This window comes from Nocardia inohanensis NBRC 100128 (assembly GCF_001612945.1).
Classification (GTDB): domain Bacteria; phylum Actinomycetota; class Actinomycetes; order Mycobacteriales; family Mycobacteriaceae; genus Nocardia; species Nocardia inohanensis.
The window spans coordinates 60,434-80,930 of the sequence record NZ_BDBK01000015.1; the positions used below are offsets into that span (position 1 = coordinate 60,434).

The following is a 20,497-nucleotide window of genomic DNA, read 5'->3' on the forward strand; positions in this document are numbered from 1 at the left end:
GCTGTGCATGCGGACCGGCGGTAGGTGCCGAGCCGATGCTGGGCGTACCCGGTGAGTTACCCGGAATCGTGCGAGATCAGTTGTCGCGTTCCGCAGGCATACTGGGTTGCGTGACTTCGCAGCTGAACGCTCCCTCCGGACTTGACCTGTCGTTCCGTAATGACGGTGTGCGGGTGCAGGACGACCTGTTCGCGCACGTCAACGGCGAATGGCTGGATACCTACGAGATACCGGGCGACCGGGCGGTCGACGGTGCCTTCCGCACGCTGTACGACCAGGCGGAGCGGGATGTGCAGGCGATCATCCAGGAAGCCGCCGCCTCCGACGCCGCTCCGGGCAGCGAGGAGCGCAAGATCGGTGACCTCTACAACTCCTTCATGGACACCGAGGCGGTTGCCGCCGCGGGCCTGACGCCGATCGCCGAGGAGCTGGCCGCCATCGCCGCGGTCGCCAACAGCTCGGACTTCGCCGCGCTCATCGGCCGGCTCCAGCGCACCGGCGTCGGCGGCGCGCTCGCCTTCTACGTCGACACCGACGACAAGAACTCGCAGCGCTACCTGGTGCACGCCACCCAGTCCGGTATCGGCCTGCCCGACGAGTCCTACTATCACAAGGACGAATACGCCGAGATCCGCGCGAAGTACCTGGCGCACATCGGCCGCATGTTCGAGCTGGCGAACCTGGAGTACGACCCGCAGCGCGTGTTCGACCTGGAGGCCGAGCTGGCCACCGGCCACTGGGACGTGGTCCGCCGCCGCGATGCCGAACTCAGCTACAACCTCACCACTTTCGACGCGCTGGCCGCCGAGAACCCCGAATTCGACTGGGATTCCTGGACTTCCGCCCTGGCCGCCGGCTCGGACCGCACCGGCCGCGAACTCTTCGCCGAACTGGTGGTCCGCCAGCCCGATTACGTCCGCACCTTCGCCCAGCTCTGGTCGGCCGAGTCCATCGAGGACTGGAAGGCTTGGGCCGCTTGGCGAGTGGTGAAGTCCCGCGCCCCCTACCTCACCGATGACCTGGTCGAGGCGAGCTTCGACTTCTACGGCCGCACCCTCACCGGCGCTCCCGAGAACCGCGAACGCTGGAAGCGCGGCGTCTCCCTCGTCCAGGACCTCCTCGGTGAGGCGGTGGGCAAACTCTATGTGGCCCGCCACTTCCCGCCCGAGGCCAAGGCCCGCATGGTCGAGCTGGTCGAGAACCTGCAAGAGGCGTACCGCCGCAACATCTCCGACCTGGAATGGATGAGCCCCGACACCCGCCGGGCCGCGCTGGAGAAGCTGGAGAAGTTCACCCCCAAGATCGGCTACCCCGACGAGTGGCGCGACTACTCCAACATCACCATCGACCCCGCCGACCTGGTCGGCAACTACCGCAACGGCTATGCCGCCGAACACGACCGCGACCTGAACAAGCTCGGCGGCCCGGTGGACCGCAACGAATGGTTCATGACCCCCCAGACGGTCAACGCCTACTACAACCCCGGCCTCAACGAAATCGTCTTCCCCGCGGCCATTCTCCAGCCGCCGTTCTTCGACATGAACGCCGACGACGCCGCCAACTACGGCGGCATCGGCGCGGTCATCGGCCACGAGATCGGTCACGGCTTCGACGATCAGGGTTCGAAGTACGACGGCGACGGCAACATGATCGACTGGTGGACCGAGTCCGACCGCACCGAATTCGCCAAGCGCACCAGGGCTCTCATCGACCAGTACAACGCCTTCTCCCCCAAGGACCTCTCCGACGACCACACCGTCAACGGCGAATTCACCATCGGCGAGAACATCGGCGACCTCGGCGGCCTCTCCATCGCCCTGGAGGCTTACAAGATTTCCTTGAACGGCAAGGAATCCCCGGAACTGGACGGCCTGACCGGCCTGCAACGAGTCTTCTTCGGCTGGGCCCAGGTCTGGCGCACCAAGGCTCGCCGGGAAGAGGCCATCCGCCGCCTCGCGGTGGACCCCCACTCCCCGCCCGAATTCCGCTGCAACGGCGTGGTCCGCAACCTCGACGGCTTCCACGAAGCCTTCGACGTCAAACCCGGCGACGCCCTCTACCTGGACCCGGCCGAACGCGTGAAGATTTGGTAGCCGGAGCCGTCTATCTGATCACCGGCATTCAAGCCGCCGGGAAATCGACTGTCGCGCAGGCGCTCGCGGAGCGCCTGCCGAAGTCGGCGCATATCCGCGGCGATGCCTTCCGCCGGTTCGTGGTGAGCGGGCGGGAGGAGATGCGGCCGGATCCGCCGGAGGCGGCGCTGGCGCAATTGCGGTTGCGCTACCGATTGGCCGCGCAGACGGCGGATGCCTATGCGGCCGAGGGTTTTACGGCCGTCGTGCAGGATGTGGTGCTGGGTGAGTTCCTGCCGTGGTTCGCCGACCGGATCCGGACTCGGCCGCGCTATGTGGTCGTATTGGCTCCCCGGCCGGAAGCGGTCGCCGCACGGGAGGCCGGGCGGGCGAAGAACGCCTACGGGGCCTATACCGTCGAAGATCTCGATACCGGACTGCGCGAGACCACGCCGGCGATCGGATTGTGGCTGGACTCTTCGGATCTCACGGTCGAGCAGACCGTGGACGCGATTCTCGCGCAGGCGCGCCCCCTGCCCTGAGGTTCAGGACAAGCGTTGCTGGGTTTCGGCGTCGAAGAAGAAGATTTCGTCCAGTTTCGGGGTGAGGTAGAGGCGTTCGCCGAGCGTGATGCGGAGACGGCGGTCCACTCGGGCCACTACTCGGCCGGATTGGCTGGACCATTGATCGGTGATGCCGTGGGAGTAGAGGAACGATTCCGCGCCGAGCTCTTCGAGGAGTTCGACCTCTACGGCCAGGGCGTTGGTGGGGTCGGTGGTGAGTTCCCAGGATTCGGGGCGGATGCCGATCACCACGTGTGAGCCGGAGACTTGGTGCGGCACCGGGATTCGCAGGTCGTTGAGGACCGCCGCGCCGGCTTCGATGGGGGCGGTGAGCAGGTTCATGCCGGGCGAGCCGATGAAGCCGGCCACGAAGGTGTTGACCGGGTTGTCGTAAAGCTCACGGGGAGCGGCGATCTGCTGTAGATGCCCGTCCTTCAGCACGGCCACCCGATGGCCCATCGTCATGGCTTCGACCTGGTCGTGGGTGACGTAGACCGTGGTGGTGCCGAGCCGCTTCTGGAGGGCGGCGATCTGCGAGCGAGTACTCACGCGGAGTTTCGCATCCAGATTGGACAGTGGTTCGTCCATGCAGAACACCTGCGGCCGCCGGACGATGGCGCGCCCCATGGCCACGCGCTGGCGTTGGCCGCCGGAGAGTTTGGCCGGTTTCCGGTCGAGCAGGTCCTCGAGCTCCAGCATGGCCGCGGCTTCCTTGACCTGAACCAGGGTGTCCGCCTTGGACATTCCGGCATTGCGCAGCGCGAAGCCCATGTTCTCGGCGACGGTCATGTTCGGATACAGGGCATAACTCTGGAAGACCATCGCCACATCGCGATTGCGCGGAGCCAGCCCGGTCACGTCCAGGCCGCCGATGCGGATGCTGCCGGTGCTGACCGCTTCGAGACCCGCCAGCATGCGCAGACTGGTGGATTTGCCGCAGCCGGACGGCCCGACCAGGACCAGGAATTCACCGTCGGCGATATCGAGGTTCAGGTCGGACACGGCCGGGGCGGGCGCACCCGGGTAGGTGAGGGATACGCCCTCGAACTGCACAGTCGCCATGCGGCGGGTCTCCTAGCTAGGTCAGGTCGGCGGTATTACTTGGGCAGCTTGGGGGCGATCTGCTTGTCGTAGATCGACTGGAGCTGCGTGGTGATATCCGCGAAAGCCGCTGTGACGTCGCGGTTCTGGTTGCCGATCTGCTCCATACCGCCGCCGATGATCTGGTCGGCGCCGGGCAGGAAGACGCGGGCGTAGTCCTGGGACTTGGTGACGGCCAGCTGTTCGATGGCGGTCTTGTTGTTCGGGTTCTTGGCCAGGAACTCGATCTCGGTCGGGTCTTGCAATGCCGACTTGCGCACCGGCATGTACCCGGTGGCCTGCGAGAAGTAGGCGGTATTGGCGGCATTGGTGACGAACTCGATGAACTTGAGCGCGTTCTCCTTGCGTGCGTCCGAGATACCGGACGGAATGGCCAGCCCCGCACCGCCGGTGGTGGCGCCCGCGCCGTTGGGGTGCGGCAGGAAGGCGGTGCCGAACTCCAGCTTGCCCTCGGCGCTCTTCTTGATGCCCTTGAGATCACCGGTGGAGGCGATGGCCGAGGCCACCACGCCGGTGCCGAAGTCCACCGCGACCTGCGGGCTGATGGTGGCGTACTTCTTGTCGTTGATCATGGTGCGCAGGAAGTTCCCGGCCTCGATGGACTTGGGGTCGTTGAACTTCAGCTTCCACTGATCGGAGTAGCCGCCGCCGAAGGTCCACATCGGGCCCTGGAAGGTCCAGCCCAGGTAGTTCTTGGCGTCACCCCAGCCGTGCGCGAACTTGCCGCCGCCGACGACGGATTGCAGCTTGGGGCCCCACTCGTCGAATTCCTGCCAGGAGTTCGGGCCGCGGTCCGGCAGACCGGCCTTGGACCAGACGTCCTTGTTGTAGTAGAAGACCTGCGTCGAGCGCGCGTAGGGCAGCGCGTAATGCTTGCCGTTGTACAGGTAGTCGGCGGCGAGGGAATCGACGTAGTCGTCGAGTTTCACACCGGCGGAACCGAAGTGGCTGTCCAGGGGCTCGATCTTGCCGGTGAGCGCGTAATTGAACCACCACACATCCGAGAGCACCACGATGTCGGGCAGGTCGCCGCCGGAGAGCGCCGCATTGAACTTCTGCGACACCTCCTCGTAGTTCTTGCCCGCGTCGACCAGTTCGACCTTGATCTCCGGGTACTTGGCCTGGAACTTGTTGATCAGTTCCAGCTCTTGGTCTTTGGAGGTGCCCGGGTGGTTGGACCAGAAGGTGAGCTTGTTGCCGTCACCGCCCTGCTTGCTGCCGCCACCACCGGTGCCCGCGCAGGCGGTGAGCGCCAGCCCGGCCGCGGTGGCTCCGGCCAGCCCGAGGAATCCGCGACGAGACAGATTCGGGAATCGCGATTCGGACACTGTGAATCTCCTTCTGGGACTTAGCCCTTGACCGCACCGGAGGTGAGGCCCTTGATCATGTGACGCTGCAAGGCGAGGAAGACGATCAGGATCGGCAGCATGGTGAGCAGGGTGCCGGCCATCACCGGCCCCCAGTTGGTGATGCTCGGGTTCTCGGTGTTCTGCAACAGGGTCAGCCCGACCGGCAGCGTGGCGACGTCGGAGCTGTCGGCCATCAGGAACGGCCACAGGTATTCGTTCCACTCGTTGACGAGCGTGACCACCGCGAACGCCACCATGGTCGGTCCGGACATGGGCAGCACCACCCGGGTGAGCAGCCGCCACCAGCCCGCGCCGTCCATCCGCGCCGCCTCGATCACCTCGTTCGGCAGCGACAGGAAGTGATTGCGCATCAGGAACGTCCCGAAGGCCACACCGCAGAGTGGAACGATGATGCCCACCAGCGTGTTTCGCCAGCCCAACTGGGAGACGAGCGCGTAGTTGGAGATGACGGTGATCTGGTTCGGCACCATGAGCGCCGCGATGATCACCAGGAAGAGCACGTTCTTCCCCGGGAACCGCAGGAACACCAGCCCGTATGCGCTGAGCACACCGAGCACGAACTTCACCCCCGCCACCACGCCGGTCACGATGAGCGAGTTCCGTAGGAAGGTCCAGAACGGCAGCGTGGTGGTGGCCTCGCGATAGTTCTCCGGATGCCACACGTGCGGCCAGTACACGGCCGGCTGCACGTAGATGTCGTCGTGTTCCTTGAACGAGTTGATGATGATCCAGAACAGCGGCACCCCGACGATGATCAGCACGCACACCATGGCGAGGTAGCCGAAAACGTCTGCCCAGAAAGCACTGTCGCCGCGCTTGAACTTCATGACCGCTCGGCCCGATCCATGATTCGCACCTGGAGCAGCGTCACGGTCAGCAGCACCACGAACATGATGGTGGCGACCGTCGCCCCGTACCCGGCACGGAAGTTGACGAAGGATTCCCGGTACACCTGCACGACCATGGTGGTGGTGCCGGTGGCGAGCGGCCCGCCGCGGGTCATCGTGTAGATGATGTCGAAGACCTGGAGCGAGTTCAGCAGCACGGTGATGGAGAGGAAGAAGGTGGTGGGCCGCAGCTGCGGCAGCAGCACCCGGGTGAAGGTGGTCCAGCGGCTCGCGCCGTCGATCTCCGCCGCCTCCATCAAATCCTGTCGGGTGCCCTGCAAGGCGGCCAGGTAGATGACGAAGGTGTAGCCCAGGTTCTTCCACAGGTAGGTGACGGTCACCATGAACAGCGCCCAGTTCGGGTCCTTGTAGAACTGCGGCACGTCCTCGACGCCGAGCTTGTGCAGGACGTCCTGCACCAGGCCCACGGTCGGGTCGAAGACGAACTGGAAGGCCACGCCGATGGCCGCGCCCGAGATGACGAACGGTGCGAAGATCGCCGACCGGACCACATTGCGCCCGAACAGCTTGCGATCCAGCAGCAGGGCGAGCGCCAGGCCCAGCACCATGCTGCCGATGACGGCGACCAGCGTGAAAATCACTGTATTGCGGACGATTTGCCATGAATCGTTGCGTCCCCACCACTCGACATAATTGTCGAACCCGACGAAGGTGGACTCACTGTCGGAGATGTTCCAGTCGAAGAACGACAGCCGGATATTGTCGATCAGCGGCCGATATACGAAGACCGACAACAGGATCAGGTTCGGCAGCACCAGGATGGTGAACAGCGCATAGTCCTGCCATGGCCGTCCACGCCAGCCCCGACCGGGTGGCTGCGGTAGTACTCGTTCGGGGCTCGATCGCACCCGCGCAGCCTGACGGTTGCGAGCGAATAGCCGGTGACGTCTGGATGCCAACCCGTTGAACTGTGGGCGGGCAGCCGCCACCGTATGTTCACCAGGTTCACCCGCAGCTGGCGCGGACATGCGCGAATAGTACGGTCGCCCAGTCTCTTTCGTGACGGAATCGTATGAACAGGTAACGAACACGAAGGACGTCCTCGGCATCGGCCGAGGACGTCCTTCGTGTGTCGGTAGGTGACAACTGATTTCGGGACGAGAGGGTAACTCACCGGGTACGTCCAGAATCAGGGTCGCACCTGGCCGCCGGCCCGCATGCGAGACCGGCGACGGCTCTCAGCCGCGCGCTGAAGTCCCGGGGAGGCGGAACAGGCTAGTTCCAGTCGCCCCAGCCGTCGCTGGTGGAGAGGGTTCCGCCCTGGGTGTTCTTCACGATCACCGGGTCACCCTTCTTCACGTTCTCCTGGAACCACTTGGCGTCCGCGGTTGAGACGTTCAGGCAGCCGTGCGAGGTATTGGACTTGCCCTGCTGCCCCACGCTCCACGGCGCGGCGTGCACGAAGATGCCGCTGTTGGACATGCGGGTGGCGTACTCGACCTCGAGCTTGTACCCCTCGGGCGCCGTGGTCGGCACGCCGTAGGTCGAGGAATCCATGATCATCTTGCGATTCCGCTCGCTGACGATGTAGGTCCCGTTCGGGGTCTCGTGCCCGGTCTTGCCCATGGAGGTCGGCATGGTCTTCACGACCTCGCCGTTGCGGGTCACCACGATCTCGTGGGTGGTGTCGTCGGCGGTGGCGATGAACTCGTCGCCGACCTCGTAGGCGACGTGCGTGCCGCCGGCCTCGACGGTGATCTTGGACCCGGCCGGCCAGAAGTTCTCCGGCCGCCAGCGGACCTGCTTGTCGCCCATCCAGTAGAAGTGGCCGTCCACCTTGTTGGTGGAGGTGATCCGGATGGCCTTCTCGGCGGTCTCGTGATCGCTCACGGCCTCTTTGAAGTTGATGATGACCGGCTGGGCCACGCCGACCACTTCCCCGTCACCGGGGCTGATGTTCGGGGCGGTGAAGTTGGCCGGGGGAATCGGCGACTTGGCGTTCGGGTCGGTGGGCAGCGAGCCCGGCGCGGGCTGCGGCATCACCGCCGAGGGCACGCCCGGCAGCTCCGGGCCGCCCGGCCACAGCGGGCCGGCTGATGCTGGTGCTGCCAACACGGCTCCGGTCGCCGCCAGCGCGGCGAAGGCAATCAGTCCCGTTTTCCGGTTCCGTCGGGTCAAGCGCACAGCAGCGATCCTCTCCAAGCCGCCTCTCCGCGACTTCAGCGCACGGCTGAGAGCCGTAGGGAGTCGGGAACGCGCGGCGGCGGTCATGGAGCAACCCGATTTTGGGCGTACCCGGCGAGTTACCCCGAAACTTGCGAAATCAGTTCTTCCGCATCCCTTTCTACAGTGCGGTGCGAGGTGGTCCAATCCTGTTCTGGCAGTTATGCATACCGACTCCCTGGTGTGCGATGTGTCACAACACCGTCAGCGGGCTATGTGTGCGCTGCGAATATGCCGATGGCGTCGGCGATTCCTCTGCACCCCCACGTTCTCCGCGGAGACCGGAGTGTTTACTTCCTCAAACCCGGTTGTGATCGAAATCACGGACGTCACATCAAGGTTCGCGCACCTCGAAGGTGATCGCCGCGCGCGGGCCGGTGGCGATATTGTGCGGCACCGTCATCGGTGTCCGCCCGCGCGCGAAACGCGGAGACAATTCCAGTCGCACTGTCTCGAGCACCGTGGCGAGCACGATGCGCAATTCCAGGTCCGCCAGCGCGGCCCCCACGCAACGCCGGTGCCCGCCGCCGAACGGCACGAATTCGAATGGGCCGTATCGGCGTTCGAGAAACCGCCCGGGCTCGAAGTCCTGCGGCCGCGACCACACCCGCGGATCGGAGTGCAGCAGCTGTACCGCGATGCCCATGGTGTCCCCCGCCACCAGCGTCGCGCCGCGCAGGGTGAAATCACCGGTGAGCCTGCGCAATACCAGCGGTACCGGCGGATGCAGGCGCAGCGTCTCCTGGCACACCGCGTCCAGATAGGGCAGTTTCGCCAGCTCCAGCGGGTCGATCGACGCACCCGCCGCGGCCAGCTCGCTTCGCAGCCGTGCCAGCGCCTGTGGTGTGCGGTGCAGCCGGTAGAGCGCCCAGACCAGCGTGGTCGCGGTGGTCTCGTGCCCGGCCACCAGTAGCGTCCGCAACTGCTCGCGCAGGTCGGAATCGCTCATGGCGCTGCCGTCTTCGTATCGGGACTCCAGTAGCAGGCTCAAAATATCTTGTCCCGCAACGGTATTCGCGCGCCGCGCGGCGACCTCCGCATCGATGAGCCGATCGAACCGGTCCCGCGCGGCGCGGAAACGTTCCCACCCGGTAACTCCGAGCAGGTCGCGCCGCAATGCCGGAATCAGAAAGAGTGTGGTGCCGTAGGAATTCAGGAATTCTGTTGTAGCAATGGTGAATTCGGCTCGCTTTTCCGGATCCTCGATTCCGAACACCGCCGCCAGAATCACCCGCATGGTTATGGCGCGTGCCGCGGACCGCGCATCCACCCGCCGTCCCGGCCGCCATGCGCCCCCGTCGTGATCGTCCTGTAATTCCGCTCGGGCCGCGTCCTGAATTATCTTGCCGTAGGCGCTGATTCGATTCCGGTGGAATGCCGGAGCGAGTAGAGCCCGATCGCTGCGATGCCGCCCGCCCCCCTCCAGAATGAGCGATGCCGCCCCCACCATCGGCTCGATGGGATTGGGCAGCGGCGGCGTCAGCAACTCCACGGGCGCCCGGAACACCTCCCGCGCCCCCGCCGGCGTCCCGGTGAACACCGCCGACCCCAGCCCCGGGAATCGCACCAGGAACGGATCGCCGTCCCGCTGCCGCCGCCGGGCCAGGTAGCGCTCCAGGTCGGCCCCGGCGGCGAGCGCGTGCAGTACCGCCAGCCGCGGTTCCCGGAGCTGGACCGGTGTACTGGGATCGGCGGATTCGCGGGCCGTGGTCACCCTCTCCTATACGAATCGAGCTGGGCGCTGGTTCGAGGACGTGTGATATGCATGGCGCAAAGTCAAAGCTATTCGTTTCTCAAATCTTAGGACTGTTGTGTTGCGCCAGCGGATCTCCGCCCGGATCGCGCTCCCCGCGATCTCCGCCGCCGCCCTGCTGCTCGCCGGCTGCGGTACCACCATCACCGGAAACCCGCAGGCCGCCCCCGGTGGCCAACTGCCCACCTCGTCCGGCAAGCCGTCCGCGGCCCCGAGCGGCGGGGCCAAGCCCTCGGCCAAGCCGAGCACCCGGCCCTCGAATCCCAACGGCGGCGGCAAGACCGACTTCAAGGCGAACATCGGCGATTGCGTGAAGCTCGGTGGCACCACCGACAATGCCGTCATCGACAAGCAGACCTGCGGCAGCAAGGAGGCCAACTACAAGGTGGTGGCCAAGGCCAAGACGAATGCCCAGTGCCCCACCGATATCGACCAGGCGTATTACGAGACCACGAACGGCGTCGAGACCGGCGCCATCTGCCTGGATATCGACTGGGTCATCGGCGACTGCCTGGATCTCGGCGGCGACGACCCGCACCGCATCTCCTGCACCGGCTCGAACGCGACCGAAGGCGTCAAGGTGCTCTCGATCCTGCGCGATACCGATTCGATCGACGACTGCACCTCCGGGGACAAGGGCTACGCCTATGAATCCCGCAAGGTCGTGGTCTGTCTCCAGGCGCTCTGACGCGCCGGTATTCATGAAAGAGGCTGCGATCCAACCGGATCGCAGCCTCTCCCACCCTCGGTCTAGATGGGGTAGTACCCCGAACCGACGCCACCGCGCCCGTTGATATCCGCCATGATGCTGCTCATATTGGTCCCCACCTCGGGACCGAAGCAGGCGATGGCGAGATAGGCGTTGACCATGCCGACCAGCGTGGAGCCGACGACGACCGGTGCGCCGGAATCGCCCTCCACCACACACATCTGACTCCAGGTCTCGACGTTCGAACCGAACACGTCGCCCCAGGAGATGCCGCAGGTATTGCCGGTGGTCCGGCCTTCCTTACAGACGATCATCGGGAATCCCGGCGGGCCGCCGACCCCGGTGATGGTCACATTGCCGACGCGATTGACCGGAATGGTCCGGCTCGCGTCGAATTCGATGACCGCGTAGTCCAAGTCGTGGTTGGAGTACACGAACCGGCCGATCTGGCCGGAGCCGCGGGAGGCCTCGGCGTACACCTTGGCTCCCGAATCGCCGCAGTGCCCGGCGGTGAGACCGACCAGGCGGCCCGCGCCGTCGTGACCGATGGTGGTCACGGTGCACTCGAACATGTCGTCGATGATGATGCCGGAGCCGCCGCCGATGACCGCCGGAGCGTCAGCGCTCGCGGTGCCCGCGCTCCCGACCAGCGCGGTACTCAAAGCGACGGCGAAAACGCCGGCCACACCGGCGAGTTTCCTGATCATGACCCTCCAGATGTCGGAAGCTGATCTACCTATCAACTTGCTGGGTACTCATCCTGTCAGTATTCGGTCCCGGCTTCAGCTTGTACTGCCACATGTTGCCCAACTCGTGTCGTTAGCCCGGGGTCTGCGGATTGCGGGGGTGTCGCGGGCCCGTTCGCGTCGATACCGACTTGGATAGGAGTTATGGGAATAATGCGCATCGGCTATCGATTTACGATAAATTCATTCCTGCAAATTGTTACCGAGTAGGTCTTCACAATCTTGCCAATCTCGTAAAACTAGAACAAGTTCTAGATATCTGCCTGCTTCTTTGGCTTGTAAACCAACCGTGATGTGGCTGTTCACAACGTTTCAGGGAAAGTGATCCGGCTCTATGACCGGAACCACAGAGCGTGATGTGTTTTTCCTAACTCCGTAGTAAGGTGCGTCAAGCAAACAGTCGCCGGAGGCGGGTAACCGGCGTCGAGAGGGGTAGTCAGTGCAGTTGACCAAGAGCCTCGATGGGCAGGGGAGCCCACCGGAGTCGCGGATGAAATCGGCCGTGGACTGGGGCAGGGCCTACTGGCAGGACCATCCCAAACGGTCGCTGGAGACCGGCGGCCGGATGATGCAGATGGGCGTGGCCGCGATCGCCGAGCTTTTCATCGCGATCTTCCGGAAACGATTCCCCTTCGCCGAGTTCATCCGGCAGTGCGCATTCATGGCGAATGTCGCAGCCGCGCCGACTCTGCTGGTAGCCATTCCCATCGGCGTCATCGTCTCCATTCAGGTCGGCTCGGTCGCCGGACAGGTCGGCGCGACCTCGTTCATCGGCGCGGCCAATGGCCTGGGCATCATTCAGCAGGGCGCGCCCCTGGTCACCTCGCTCATGATCGCGGGCGCGGTCGGTTCGGCCATCTGCGCCGATCTCGGCTCCCGCACCATTCGCGAGGAGATCGACGCCATGAAGGTGATGGGCGTGGATCCCATGCGCCGCCTGGTGGCCCCGCGCCTGGGCGCCGCCATGCTGGTCTCGGTATTGCTGTGCGGCTTCGTGGTCTTCGTCGGCTTCCTGACCGGCTACATCTTCAATATCTTCGCCCAGGGCGGCACGCCCGGTTCCTACATCGGCACCTTCGCGTCGTTCGCCATCACGGTGGATCTCTTTGTGGCGCTGTTGAAGTCGCTCATCTTCGGACTGCTCGCGGCCATCATCGCCTGCGACGCCGGACTGAACGCCAAGGGCGGCCCGGGCGGTGTCGCCAACGCGGTGAACACCGCCGTCGTCATGTCCGCCGTGATGCTCTTCGGTGTCAACCTGATCATCACGCAGCTGTACAACTCCTTCTTCCCCCCACAGATGGTCTGAAGCCGTGTCAGCAACGTATGTTCCGCCGCTGCTGCGGCCGTTCCAGAAACTCCGGGGCGCCGCCTCCTCCCCACGCGACTGGCTGGCGCGGATCGGCCACCAGGTCTTCTTCTTCCTGCGCTCGATCGGCTCCATGCCGCTGGCGGTCAAGCAGTACCCCAAAGAGGTCTGGCGGCTGCTCTCCGATGTCACCTGGGGCAACGGCAATCTCGTGGTCGGCGGCGGCACCATCGGCGTGGTGCTGATCCTGTCGGCGTTCGGCGGCATGACCGTCGCCATCCAGGGCTACACCTCGCTGAACCTGCTCGGCCTGAGCCCGCTCACCGGCGCCATCTCGGCCTTCGCCACCACCCGTGAGCTCGGCCCGATGCTCGCCACGCTGGCCTTCGCGGCCCAGGCGGGCTGCCGCTTCACCGCGCAGCTGGGCGCCATGCGCATCTCGGAGGAGATCGACGCGCTGGAATCGGTTGCCATCCGGCCGCTTCCGTATCTGGTGAGCACCCGCATGATCGCGGCGATGATCGCGATCCTGCCGCTGTACTGCATCGCGCTGCCGCTGGCCTACATCTCCTGCTCGCTGACCGTGGCGCTGATCGGCGGCACCGCGACAGGCACCTTCCAGCACTACTTCTATCAGTTCCTGGTGCCGCACGATGTGCTGTACTCACTGCTGAAGGCGATCATCTTCGTCGCGATCACCACGTTCATCCAGTGCTACTACGGGTTTTTCGCCTCGGGCGGCCCGGAGGGCGTGGGTGTCGCGGCCGGCCGCGCGATCAAGCTCTGCATCATCGCGGTCGTCTTCGCGGACCTGTTCATGACCTTGGCGATCTGGGGCGTCAACCCCGGCATCCGGATCTCGGGATAGGGGGCGCACACCATGATCATCGATCCGAGCGGGCGTGGCCCGACCATGCGTCAGCTGCTCATCGCGGGTGTCGCGGGGCTGACGGTTTTCGCCATCATCCTGGGCTTCCTGATGGCCCGGTACAAGGGCTACTTCGTCGAAAAGGTCAATGTCACAGCCAATCTGACCACCACCGGTGACGGGCTGCCCGAGAACGCGGACGTGAAGTTCCGCGGCGTGCTGGTCGGCGCGGTCAAGGACGTGTCGGTGGCCGCCAAGGGCGAGCTACAGAAGGTCCACATCGAGATGAAGCCGGAGTACAGCTCCGGCGTCCCGGCGAACGTGACCGCCCGCGTGGTGCCCTCCAACCTCTTCGCCGTCACCTCGGTGGAGCTGGTCTACAACGGACCCGACGGCGCGCACCTGAGCGAGGGCTCGCAGATCTCCGAGGACAAGTCCAAGGGCACCATCGCCCTCCAGGACACCCTCACCACGGTCCGCAATATCCTCGGCAAGATCGACCCGATCCAGTTCGGCCGGGTGCTGGGCACGCTCTCCTACGCGCTCGACGGCTCCGGCCGCATGCCCGGCTCCAGCGTGGAGCGGGTGGACCGCTGGTTGCAGTCGGTGGACGACTCCATCCCCGATCTCGGTGTGATGCTGACCGATTTCTCCAGCTCCTTCCACGCGCTGAACCAGTCGGCGCCGGAACTCATGGGCGTGCTGGCGGATTCGGTGCGCACCGCGCAGACCATCTCCGATCGCCGCGCCGAACTGGTGTCGCTGCTCGCGGGCAGCTCGGCCACGGTCGACAAGATCAACGCCTTGTTCGCGCGAAACCCCAACGTGGGCAAGGAGGTCACCACCGGCACCAGCGCGCTGTTCGGTGCGCTCTCCGACGACCCGAGCGCCATCCCGCAGTCCATCTCGAACCTGAATGACTCGGTGCGCAAGCTGGCCACCACCTTCCACTGGGGTTCGCAGAAGCAGATGATCTGGAACATGGGCCTGACCTTCACGCCCTACAAGCCCTACACCCAGGCCGATTGCCCGCGCTACGGCGAACTCGCGGCCCCCAGCTGCGCCACCGCCCCGGCCGAGGCCAATGTCGGCACGCTGCCGGATGCGCTCAAGCCGAAGGCGCTGGCCTCGGCGGCCGGCCTGCCGACCACCGGGCTGCCGAGCATTCCGGGCCTGCCCGCGATTCCGGGGCTGACCACCGGTGAGGTGGCGCAGCCGGGCGCGCAGAACCCGCAGGCGGGCAACCCCTTCGCGGGCACGCCGCTGGCGAACCTGTTCCCGAATCTGGTTCCGCAGCCGGCCGCGCCGGCCGGGCCGGACGCGGGGCAGCAGACCGTGCCGCAGGCGGGCGCCATCGCCTACTCGGGCGACGACGCCATCACCGCGCTGCTGGGCCGGCGTCCGACCGCGGGTGAGTACCTGCTGCTGAGCTCGATCCTGAGGGGTGGAACGTTGCAAGTTTCCCAGGGGGCGGCCAAGTGAGCATTCGCAAGCCGCTGATCGGATTCACGCTCTTCGCCATCGTGTCCGTGCTGGTGACCGCGGTCATCTGGAACACCTTGGCGCGCACCGTGGATGGCAAGACCAACACCTTCTCGGCCACCTTCACCGACGTGCTCGGCCTGCGTGAGGGCGATGACGTCCGGATGGCGGGCGTGCGCGTCGGCAAGGTCGAGAAGATCGAGCTGGACAAGAAGAACCAGGCGCACGTCACCTTCATCGTGCAGAACGACCAGACGCTGTACGGCGACACCAAGGCGCTGGTCCGGTACCAGAACCTGATCGGGCAGCGCTATATCGCGCTGGCCCCGGACAAGAAGGGCGGCAGCCATCTGCCGCTGAAGAACAACGCCTCGATCCCGATCGAGCGCACCGAGCCGTCCTTCGATATCTCCGGTCTGCTCAACGGTTTCCAGCCGCTGTTCCAGGTGCTCCAGCCGGAGCAGGTGAACAGCCTGTCCAATACCTTCGTGCAGGCGCTCCAGGGTGACGGGGTCTCACTGAGCGCCTTCATCACCCAGTCCGCGCAGCTGGCCACCGACTTCCAGCGCCGCGACGCCATCCTCTCGGATGTCATCACCAACCTCTCGGGCGTGATGGCGGGGCTGGCCAAGCGCGGCGACGAGCTGGAAACCCTGGTGACCCAGACTCGTTCGCTGATCGGCGGGTTGTACGCGCAGGGTCAGTCGTTGCAGGCGTCCACGGTGCAGATCGCCGACGCCACCACCGCGCTGACCAACATGATGGGCCTGATCCAGCCGAAGCTGACGCTGGCGCAGAGCTCCACCACCGATGCCCTGACCCTGCTGATCGCCAATGGCGCGAAGCTGGACCGGGCCGCCGTGGATCTGCCCGCCATCCTCGCCGACGTCGGCAAGTTCACCCAGAACGGCGCGTACGCCAACGCGTACGTCTGTTCGCTCGACGTCTCCCTGTACGGTGTCCTCTTCCCGCGTGGTCTGTTCAACCAGATCGGCGGCAACTCTCACTCGGCGGTGTGCCGTCCATGATCGCGAAACTGAAGTCCCGCTTCGATTCCAATCGTCACCTCTGGCTCGGCGCGCTCGGCCTGCTGGTGATCGTCGGCCTGCTCGTGGCCTCCAGTCTGTACAAGCAGATCGGCCTCGGCGAGCAGACCATCAAGGCCGAGTTCGTGCAGACCGCCGGCATCAAGACCGGTGACAAGGTCTCGGTCTCCGGCGTCAAGGTCGGCACCGTCTCCGGCGCCGAGCTGGAGGGCGATCACGTGCTGATCTCGCTCTCGGTCGACAACGACCTGAAGCTCGGCCCGGACGCCAAGGCCAGCATCAAGATGGCCACGCTGCTCGGCGCGCGCTATGTCGATCTCACCCCGGGCGACGGCTCCGGACTGAAGGGGAACCGAATCCCCAAGAACAACACCGTCGTTCCGTACAACCTGGCCGATGTGGTGCAGCAGGGCACGCCCAAGTTCGAGGCCCTCGACACGAAGAAGCTGGCCGAGTCGCTGAACCTGATCAACCAGCAGTTCGGTGACACCCCGCAGCTCACCTCGCAGGCACTGGATTCGATCGGCGCGCTGGCCAAGACCATGAACGACCGCAAGGACTCGGTCGATCAGCTGCTCAAGGATCTGGACAAGGTCACCAAGATCCTCGGCGACAACCGGAACTCGGTGCTGCTGGTCATCACCCAGGGTGAGGCCATCGCCAGCCGGGTGATGGAGCGCCAGGGACTGCTGAAGAACCTGCTGGACAATATCGCCACGCTGAGCAAGCAATTGCAGCAGATCGGCGCGGAGAACAATGACCAGTTCGGTCCGACGCTGACCCAGCTCCAGACCATGGCCGAGGGCTTGCAGAAGAACAAGGACAACCTGGATCGGCTGTTATCGATCATGCCGGTGTCCGTGCGCACCTTCAACAACGCGTTCGGCAACGGCAACTACGGCGAGGTCGCCCTGCCGTGGCTGTTCCCGGACAACTGGTTGTGCTTCGCGCAGGTGAACGAGGGGTGCCAGTAATGCAGTTGAAAGCATCGATTCTGAAGCGCGCCAACCTCGCTCGCTTGTCCAAGGCCGCCGTGATCGGCGCGGCCACGCTGGCCGTCGGCTCGTGTTCGCTGGTGCCGCTGGGCGTCAAGGACGCGGCCGGGCAGACCCAGCACATCACCGCCGACTTCGAGAACATCGCGGGCATGTTCGAGGGCAACCCGATCACCGTGCTCGGGCTCGAGGTCGGCAAGGTCGACAAGATCGTGCCGAAGGGGCAGTACGTCGAGGTCCACATGACCGTGGACAAGGGCATCAAGCTGCCGAAGAACGTAGAGGCGGCGCTGGTTTCGCCGTCCATCGTGACCGACCGGCACATCGAGCTCACCCCGCCCTATACCGGCGGGGACACGCTGCCCGACAAGTCGCACCTGACCACCAAGCAGACTCATACGCCGGTCGAGCTGGACACGATGATCAAGACCATCGACGCCTTCTCCGCCGCGTTGAAGCCGCAGGAGGGGCAGGAGGGCATCGGCCCGCTGTCGGGCCGGGTGCTGTATCCGATGATGAACGGCAACGGCGCGAAGATGCGCGATACGTTGAACGCGTTGTCGGGCGCCTTGAAGGTCGGTACCGACAACAAGGACGCGGTCTCGACCATCATCATCAAGCTGAACGAGCTCACCACCATGCTGGCCGAGAACGACCAGTCGGTGCGCGATTTCAGCAATAAGATGACCCAGATGTCCGGGCTGCTGGCCGACCAGGCGCCCGGCTTGCAGGCCACGCTGGATCAGCTGAATGCCTTCCTGGCCAACACCTCCGGCGCGTTCTCGCAGTACAGCGATCAGCTCAACGGCACCCTCACCGGCCTGACCGCGGTCACCAAGCAGTTGCGTGACAATGCCGCGGGCGTGGTCGAGATCGTCGACGTGGCACCGCTGCTCATGCAGAACCTGGACAAGTCGGTGAACCGGCAGGGCAACTTCATCCGCCTGCACGGCCTGATCGGCACCTCCCTCTCCGGCGAGATCGTCAGCCTGTTCTGCGAGCGCATCCAGATGAAGGCCGACGGCTGCCGCACCGGAAAGATGGAAGACATGGGCCCCGACTTCGGGCTCACCGCAGCGATGTTGGGGCTGACGCGATGAGCAACCGATCCCTTCGAGACCTCTGGGCGGGCACCCGGGCGCGGCGTGCCGCCATCGCGCTGGCCGCCATCGCGGCGGTCACCGTGACCGCCTCGGGCTGTGGCGTGACGGTGGAGAGCCTGCCGCTGCCCAAGCCCGGCGCGGGCGACGATACCTATACCGTCCATGCGGTTTTCGATAATGCGCTGAACCTGCCGGACCAGGCCAAGGTCAAGATCGGCGGCTCGGACGTCGGCGTGGTCACCAAGATCACGACCAAGGACTTCAAGGCCAATGTCGACCTGAACATTCGCACCGATATCGAACTGCCCGTGGGCAGTACGGCGGAGCTGCGGCAGGCCACCCCGCTCGGCGACGTCTTCGTGGCGGTGTCCAAGCCCAAGACCGAACCCGGCGCGCAGACGCTGAAAAACGGTGACACGCTGACCAATACGTCGGCCGGCGCCACCGTGGAGGAGCTGCTGCTCTCGGTCTCGCTGCTGTTCAACGGCGGCGGCATCGCGGCGCTGTCCAAGCTCACCTCCGAACTGGACTCCATCGTCGGCGGCAAGGGCGAGACGCTCGCGCACCTGCTCACCGAAATGACCGGGGTGATCGGCAGTCTCAACGCGAACAGCCAGCGCATCGACTCCACGCTGGCCGGATTCTCCGCGCTCTCCAACACCATCCAGGCCAACCATGATCAGCTCGGCCAGGTGGCCGACAGCCTGCCCGGCATGATCGGCACCATCGCCGAGAACAACCAGGCCATCGGCGAACTGCTGACCAAGGTCTCCACCACCAGTGCGGCCCTGGGCGATTACGCCAACACCACCTCCGATCAGCTGGCCGGCCTGCTCGACAATGTGCACAAGCTGATGAACGCGCTGGCGCAGACCGAGAACACCCTCGGGCCCGCGCTCGATGCCATGAGCGAGCTGCGCCCCTCGGTGGACGCCTCCTTCAAGGGCAATACCCTCGCGGTCGCGGCGACCCTGAGCATGCTCGATATCGGCCTGCTCACCGATCCGGCGAACAGCAAGTTCTTCGATCTCAAGGACCTCAACGACTTCGGGGGCAGCCTCATTCAGGTGCTTCAGATCATTTACGGCCGGGTGACGGGGAGCCACCGATGAACTGGGCGAAGAACCACAAGAATCTGGTCTCGAACACCGCGCTGGTGCTCATCCTGCTGGTGGGCGCGTCCTACCTGGCGGTGAGCGTGATGCGGGTGAATCCGCTGCGCGAAACCTACACGGTGACGGTCGATCTCGATCGCTCCGGCGGTCTACAGGCCGGCAACGATGTGACGCTGCGCGGCTACCGCATCGGCAAGGTCACCGATATCGAGCTGGTGAACAGCGGATCGGCCATCGCGGCCACCGTCGAGATCGACACCAAATACCGCATCCCCACCGACACCGTCATCTCGGTGGGCGCGCTCTCCGGCGCGGGCGAGCAGTACATCGACTTCCGGCCCAATACCGAGAGCGCGCCCTACCTGGGCAACGGCTCGGTGGTGCGGTACGACAAGGACAAGGTGCGCACGCCCACCCCGGTGTGGTCGGTGCTGGACAACTCCAGTGAGCTCATCGCCCAGGTCGATCCGGACAAGTTCTCGGTCATCCTGAACGAGCTCGACACCGCGCTGTCCGGCGGGCAGGACCAGCTGCGGTCGCTGATCAACGGCATCAGCCTGGCCACCACCGGTCTGGACAACCTGCTGCCGCAGACCACCAACCTGATCAAGAACCTCCAGACCATCACCGGCACCACTTCCCTGGCGCAGCCGGATCTGGGTACGCTGACCCGGAATTCGAGTGTGCTGTTCCAGCAGTTCAACGATGCCAATGCCGAGCTCCAGAAGATCCTGGAGTCGGCCCCCGGCCAGATGCAGACCCTCGGCGCGGTGCTCGACAAGACCGCCGACCCGATGACCAGCCTGGTCACCAACTTCGCGGCCATCACCAAGGCCGCGCAGCTGCGGGTTCCGGCGCTGCGCGCGCTGTTCCCCTCGCTGGTGGTCGGTACCTCCGCGATGGGCGTGCCCGCGCACGACAACGAGTTCTATACGATCGTCGACATCTGGCCGCGCGCGTTCTGCGACTACGCGACCAAGAAGGTGCGTAACGAGGCCGCGACCGAGGCTACGCTGCCGCGCTGGGCCGGTTACTGCACCAACCCGCCGCAGGATCAGCAGATCCGCGGCTCCGGCAATGCGCCGCGACCGGACGTGCCGGACAATGGCGCGCTGCCGCCGGCGGGTGCCGACCCGAACGAGCGGACCCTGCCGCCCATCAAGTGACAGGTCCGGCATACTCGCTGACCGAACC

At 65.2% G+C, this 20,497-nt stretch carries 18 protein-coding genes; 11 read left to right on the forward strand and 7 right to left on the reverse strand.

The genetic code is table 11. The features are described 5' to 3' along the window. Positions 1-110: 110 nt before the first annotated feature. Together NI1_RS27310 and NI1_RS27315 are read left to right on the forward strand one after the other, a co-directional pair. Positions 111-2,093: a M13 family metallopeptidase gene (locus NI1_RS27310; protein ID WP_067826148.1), complete on the forward strand. Its 1,983-nt coding sequence runs from the start codon at positions 111-113 to the stop codon at positions 2,091-2,093. Next, positions 2,087-2,614: an AAA family ATPase gene (locus NI1_RS27315; RefSeq protein ID WP_067826150.1), complete on the forward strand. Its 528-nt coding sequence runs from the start codon at positions 2,087-2,089 to the stop codon at positions 2,612-2,614. The genes NI1_RS27310 and NI1_RS27315 overlap by 7 nt, the downstream gene beginning before the upstream one ends. A gap of 3 nt (positions 2,615-2,617) precedes the next feature. On the opposite strand, the gene NI1_RS27320 is transcribed toward NI1_RS27315, so the two are convergent. The 6 genes from NI1_RS27320 to NI1_RS27345 all read right to left on the reverse strand — a co-directional run bounded on the left by NI1_RS27320 (position 2,618) and on the right by NI1_RS27345 (position 9,891). Beyond that, positions 2,618-3,697: an ABC transporter ATP-binding protein gene (locus tag NI1_RS27320; protein ID WP_067826152.1), complete on the reverse strand. Its 1,080-nt coding sequence runs from the start codon at positions 3,695-3,697 to the stop codon at positions 2,618-2,620. Positions 3,698-3,732: 35 nt separating this feature from the next. Then, a complete protein-coding gene (locus NI1_RS27325; RefSeq protein ID WP_067826154.1) occupies positions 3,733-5,064 on the reverse strand; it encodes an ABC transporter substrate-binding protein in 1,332 nt (443 codons plus the stop codon). A gap of 20 nt (positions 5,065-5,084) precedes the next feature. Then, positions 5,085-5,933, reverse strand: a complete 849-nt coding sequence (locus tag NI1_RS27330; protein WP_067826156.1) for a carbohydrate ABC transporter permease — start codon at positions 5,931-5,933, stop codon at positions 5,085-5,087. Continuing rightward, positions 5,930-6,862 (reverse strand): carbohydrate ABC transporter permease, encoded by a 933-nt coding sequence (locus NI1_RS27335; protein WP_067826158.1) that lies wholly within the window; start codon positions 6,860-6,862, stop codon positions 5,930-5,932. The genes NI1_RS27330 and NI1_RS27335 overlap by 4 nt, the downstream gene beginning before the upstream one ends. Before the next feature lie 367 nt (positions 6,863-7,229). Further along, entirely contained in the window at positions 7,230-8,225 is a 996-nt protein-coding gene (locus NI1_RS27340) for a L,D-transpeptidase (protein ID WP_084523792.1), read from the reverse strand. Positions 8,226-8,511: 286 nt separating this feature from the next. Next, the gene (locus NI1_RS27345; RefSeq protein WP_084523795.1) at positions 8,512-9,891 is read right to left on the reverse strand and encodes a cytochrome P450; all 1,380 of its coding nucleotides are present in this window, start codon (positions 9,889-9,891) and stop codon (positions 8,512-8,514) included. 97 nt (positions 9,892-9,988) lie between these two features. Here NI1_RS27345 and lppU point away from each other — a divergent pair, with 97 nt between their 5' ends. Then, positions 9,989-10,618: an LppU family putative lipoprotein gene (lppU, locus tag NI1_RS27350; protein ID WP_067826162.1), complete on the forward strand. Its 630-nt coding sequence runs from the start codon at positions 9,989-9,991 to the stop codon at positions 10,616-10,618. A gap of 62 nt (positions 10,619-10,680) precedes the next feature. On the opposite strand, the gene NI1_RS27355 is transcribed toward lppU, so the two are convergent. Further along, the gene (locus NI1_RS27355) at positions 10,681-11,346 is read right to left on the reverse strand and encodes a chymotrypsin family serine protease (protein WP_067826164.1); all 666 of its coding nucleotides are present in this window, start codon (positions 11,344-11,346) and stop codon (positions 10,681-10,683) included. A gap of 529 nt (positions 11,347-11,875) precedes the next feature. Between NI1_RS27355 and NI1_RS27360 the strand changes: the two genes are divergently transcribed. Genes NI1_RS27360 through NI1_RS27395 form a run of 8 tightly spaced genes read left to right on the forward strand, consistent with a single transcriptional unit; the run spans position 11,876 to position 20,469 of the window. Next, complete coding sequence (locus NI1_RS27360) at positions 11,876-12,694, forward strand: MlaE family ABC transporter permease (protein WP_067826166.1); 819 nt, start codon at positions 11,876-11,878, stop codon at positions 12,692-12,694. Positions 12,695-12,698: 4 nt separating this feature from the next. Further along, positions 12,699-13,562, forward strand: a complete 864-nt coding sequence (locus NI1_RS27365; protein WP_067826168.1) for an ABC transporter permease — start codon at positions 12,699-12,701, stop codon at positions 13,560-13,562. 12 nt (positions 13,563-13,574) lie between these two features. Further along, the gene (locus tag NI1_RS27370; RefSeq protein ID WP_067826170.1) at positions 13,575-15,044 is read left to right on the forward strand and encodes an MlaD family protein; all 1,470 of its coding nucleotides are present in this window, start codon (positions 13,575-13,577) and stop codon (positions 15,042-15,044) included. Beyond that, a complete protein-coding gene (locus tag NI1_RS27375) occupies positions 15,041-16,072 on the forward strand; it encodes an MCE family protein (RefSeq protein WP_067826172.1) in 1,032 nt (343 codons plus the stop codon). The genes NI1_RS27370 and NI1_RS27375 overlap by 4 nt, the downstream gene beginning before the upstream one ends. Next, positions 16,069-17,064: an MCE family protein gene (locus NI1_RS27380; RefSeq protein WP_067826174.1), complete on the forward strand. Its 996-nt coding sequence runs from the start codon at positions 16,069-16,071 to the stop codon at positions 17,062-17,064. The genes NI1_RS27375 and NI1_RS27380 overlap by 4 nt, the downstream gene beginning before the upstream one ends. Next, positions 17,064-18,185 carry an MCE family protein gene (locus tag NI1_RS27385; protein WP_067826176.1) on the forward strand — a complete coding sequence of 374 codons (1,122 nt, stop codon included), beginning with the start codon at positions 17,064-17,066 and terminating at the stop codon, positions 18,183-18,185. Before NI1_RS27380 ends, NI1_RS27385 begins: the two co-directional genes overlap by 1 nt. Continuing rightward, positions 18,182-19,300, forward strand: a complete 1,119-nt coding sequence (locus NI1_RS27390) for an MCE family protein (protein ID WP_067826178.1) — start codon at positions 18,182-18,184, stop codon at positions 19,298-19,300. The genes NI1_RS27385 and NI1_RS27390 overlap by 4 nt, the downstream gene beginning before the upstream one ends. Next, positions 19,297-20,469, forward strand: a complete 1,173-nt coding sequence (locus NI1_RS27395) for an MlaD family protein (RefSeq protein ID WP_067826180.1) — start codon at positions 19,297-19,299, stop codon at positions 20,467-20,469. Before NI1_RS27390 ends, NI1_RS27395 begins: the two co-directional genes overlap by 4 nt. Positions 20,470-20,497: the final 28 nt, after the last annotated feature.

What these genes read in the sequence shown, in the direction of transcription:
- NI1_RS27340 (WP_084523792.1), bottom strand. Translation starts at nt 8,225, where the DNA reads ATGACCGCCGCCGCGCGTTCCCGACTCCCTACGGCTCTCAGCCGTGCG.
- NI1_RS27370 (WP_067826170.1), top strand. Translation starts at nt 13,575, where the DNA reads ATGATCATCGATCCGAGCGGGCGTGGCCCGACCATGCGTCAGCTGCTC.
- NI1_RS27360 (WP_067826166.1), top strand. Translation starts at nt 11,876, where the DNA reads ATGAAATCGGCCGTGGACTGGGGCAGGGCCTACTGGCAGGACCATCCC.
- NI1_RS27330 (WP_067826156.1), bottom strand. Translation starts at nt 5,933, where the DNA reads ATGAAGTTCAAGCGCGGCGACAGTGCTTTCTGGGCAGACGTTTTCGGC.
- NI1_RS27395 (WP_067826180.1), top strand. Translation starts at nt 19,297, where the DNA reads ATGAACTGGGCGAAGAACCACAAGAATCTGGTCTCGAACACCGCGCTG.
- NI1_RS27385 (WP_067826176.1), top strand. Translation starts at nt 17,064, where the DNA reads ATGCAGTTGAAAGCATCGATTCTGAAGCGCGCCAACCTCGCTCGCTTG.
- NI1_RS27355 (WP_067826164.1), bottom strand. Translation starts at nt 11,346, where the DNA reads ATGATCAGGAAACTCGCCGGTGTGGCCGGCGTTTTCGCCGTCGCTTTG.
- NI1_RS27380 (WP_067826174.1), top strand. Translation starts at nt 16,069, where the DNA reads ATGATCGCGAAACTGAAGTCCCGCTTCGATTCCAATCGTCACCTCTGG.
- NI1_RS27390 (WP_067826178.1), top strand. Translation starts at nt 18,182, where the DNA reads ATGAGCAACCGATCCCTTCGAGACCTCTGGGCGGGCACCCGGGCGCGG.
- NI1_RS27320 (WP_067826152.1), bottom strand. Translation starts at nt 3,697, where the DNA reads ATGGCGACTGTGCAGTTCGAGGGCGTATCCCTCACCTACCCGGGTGCG.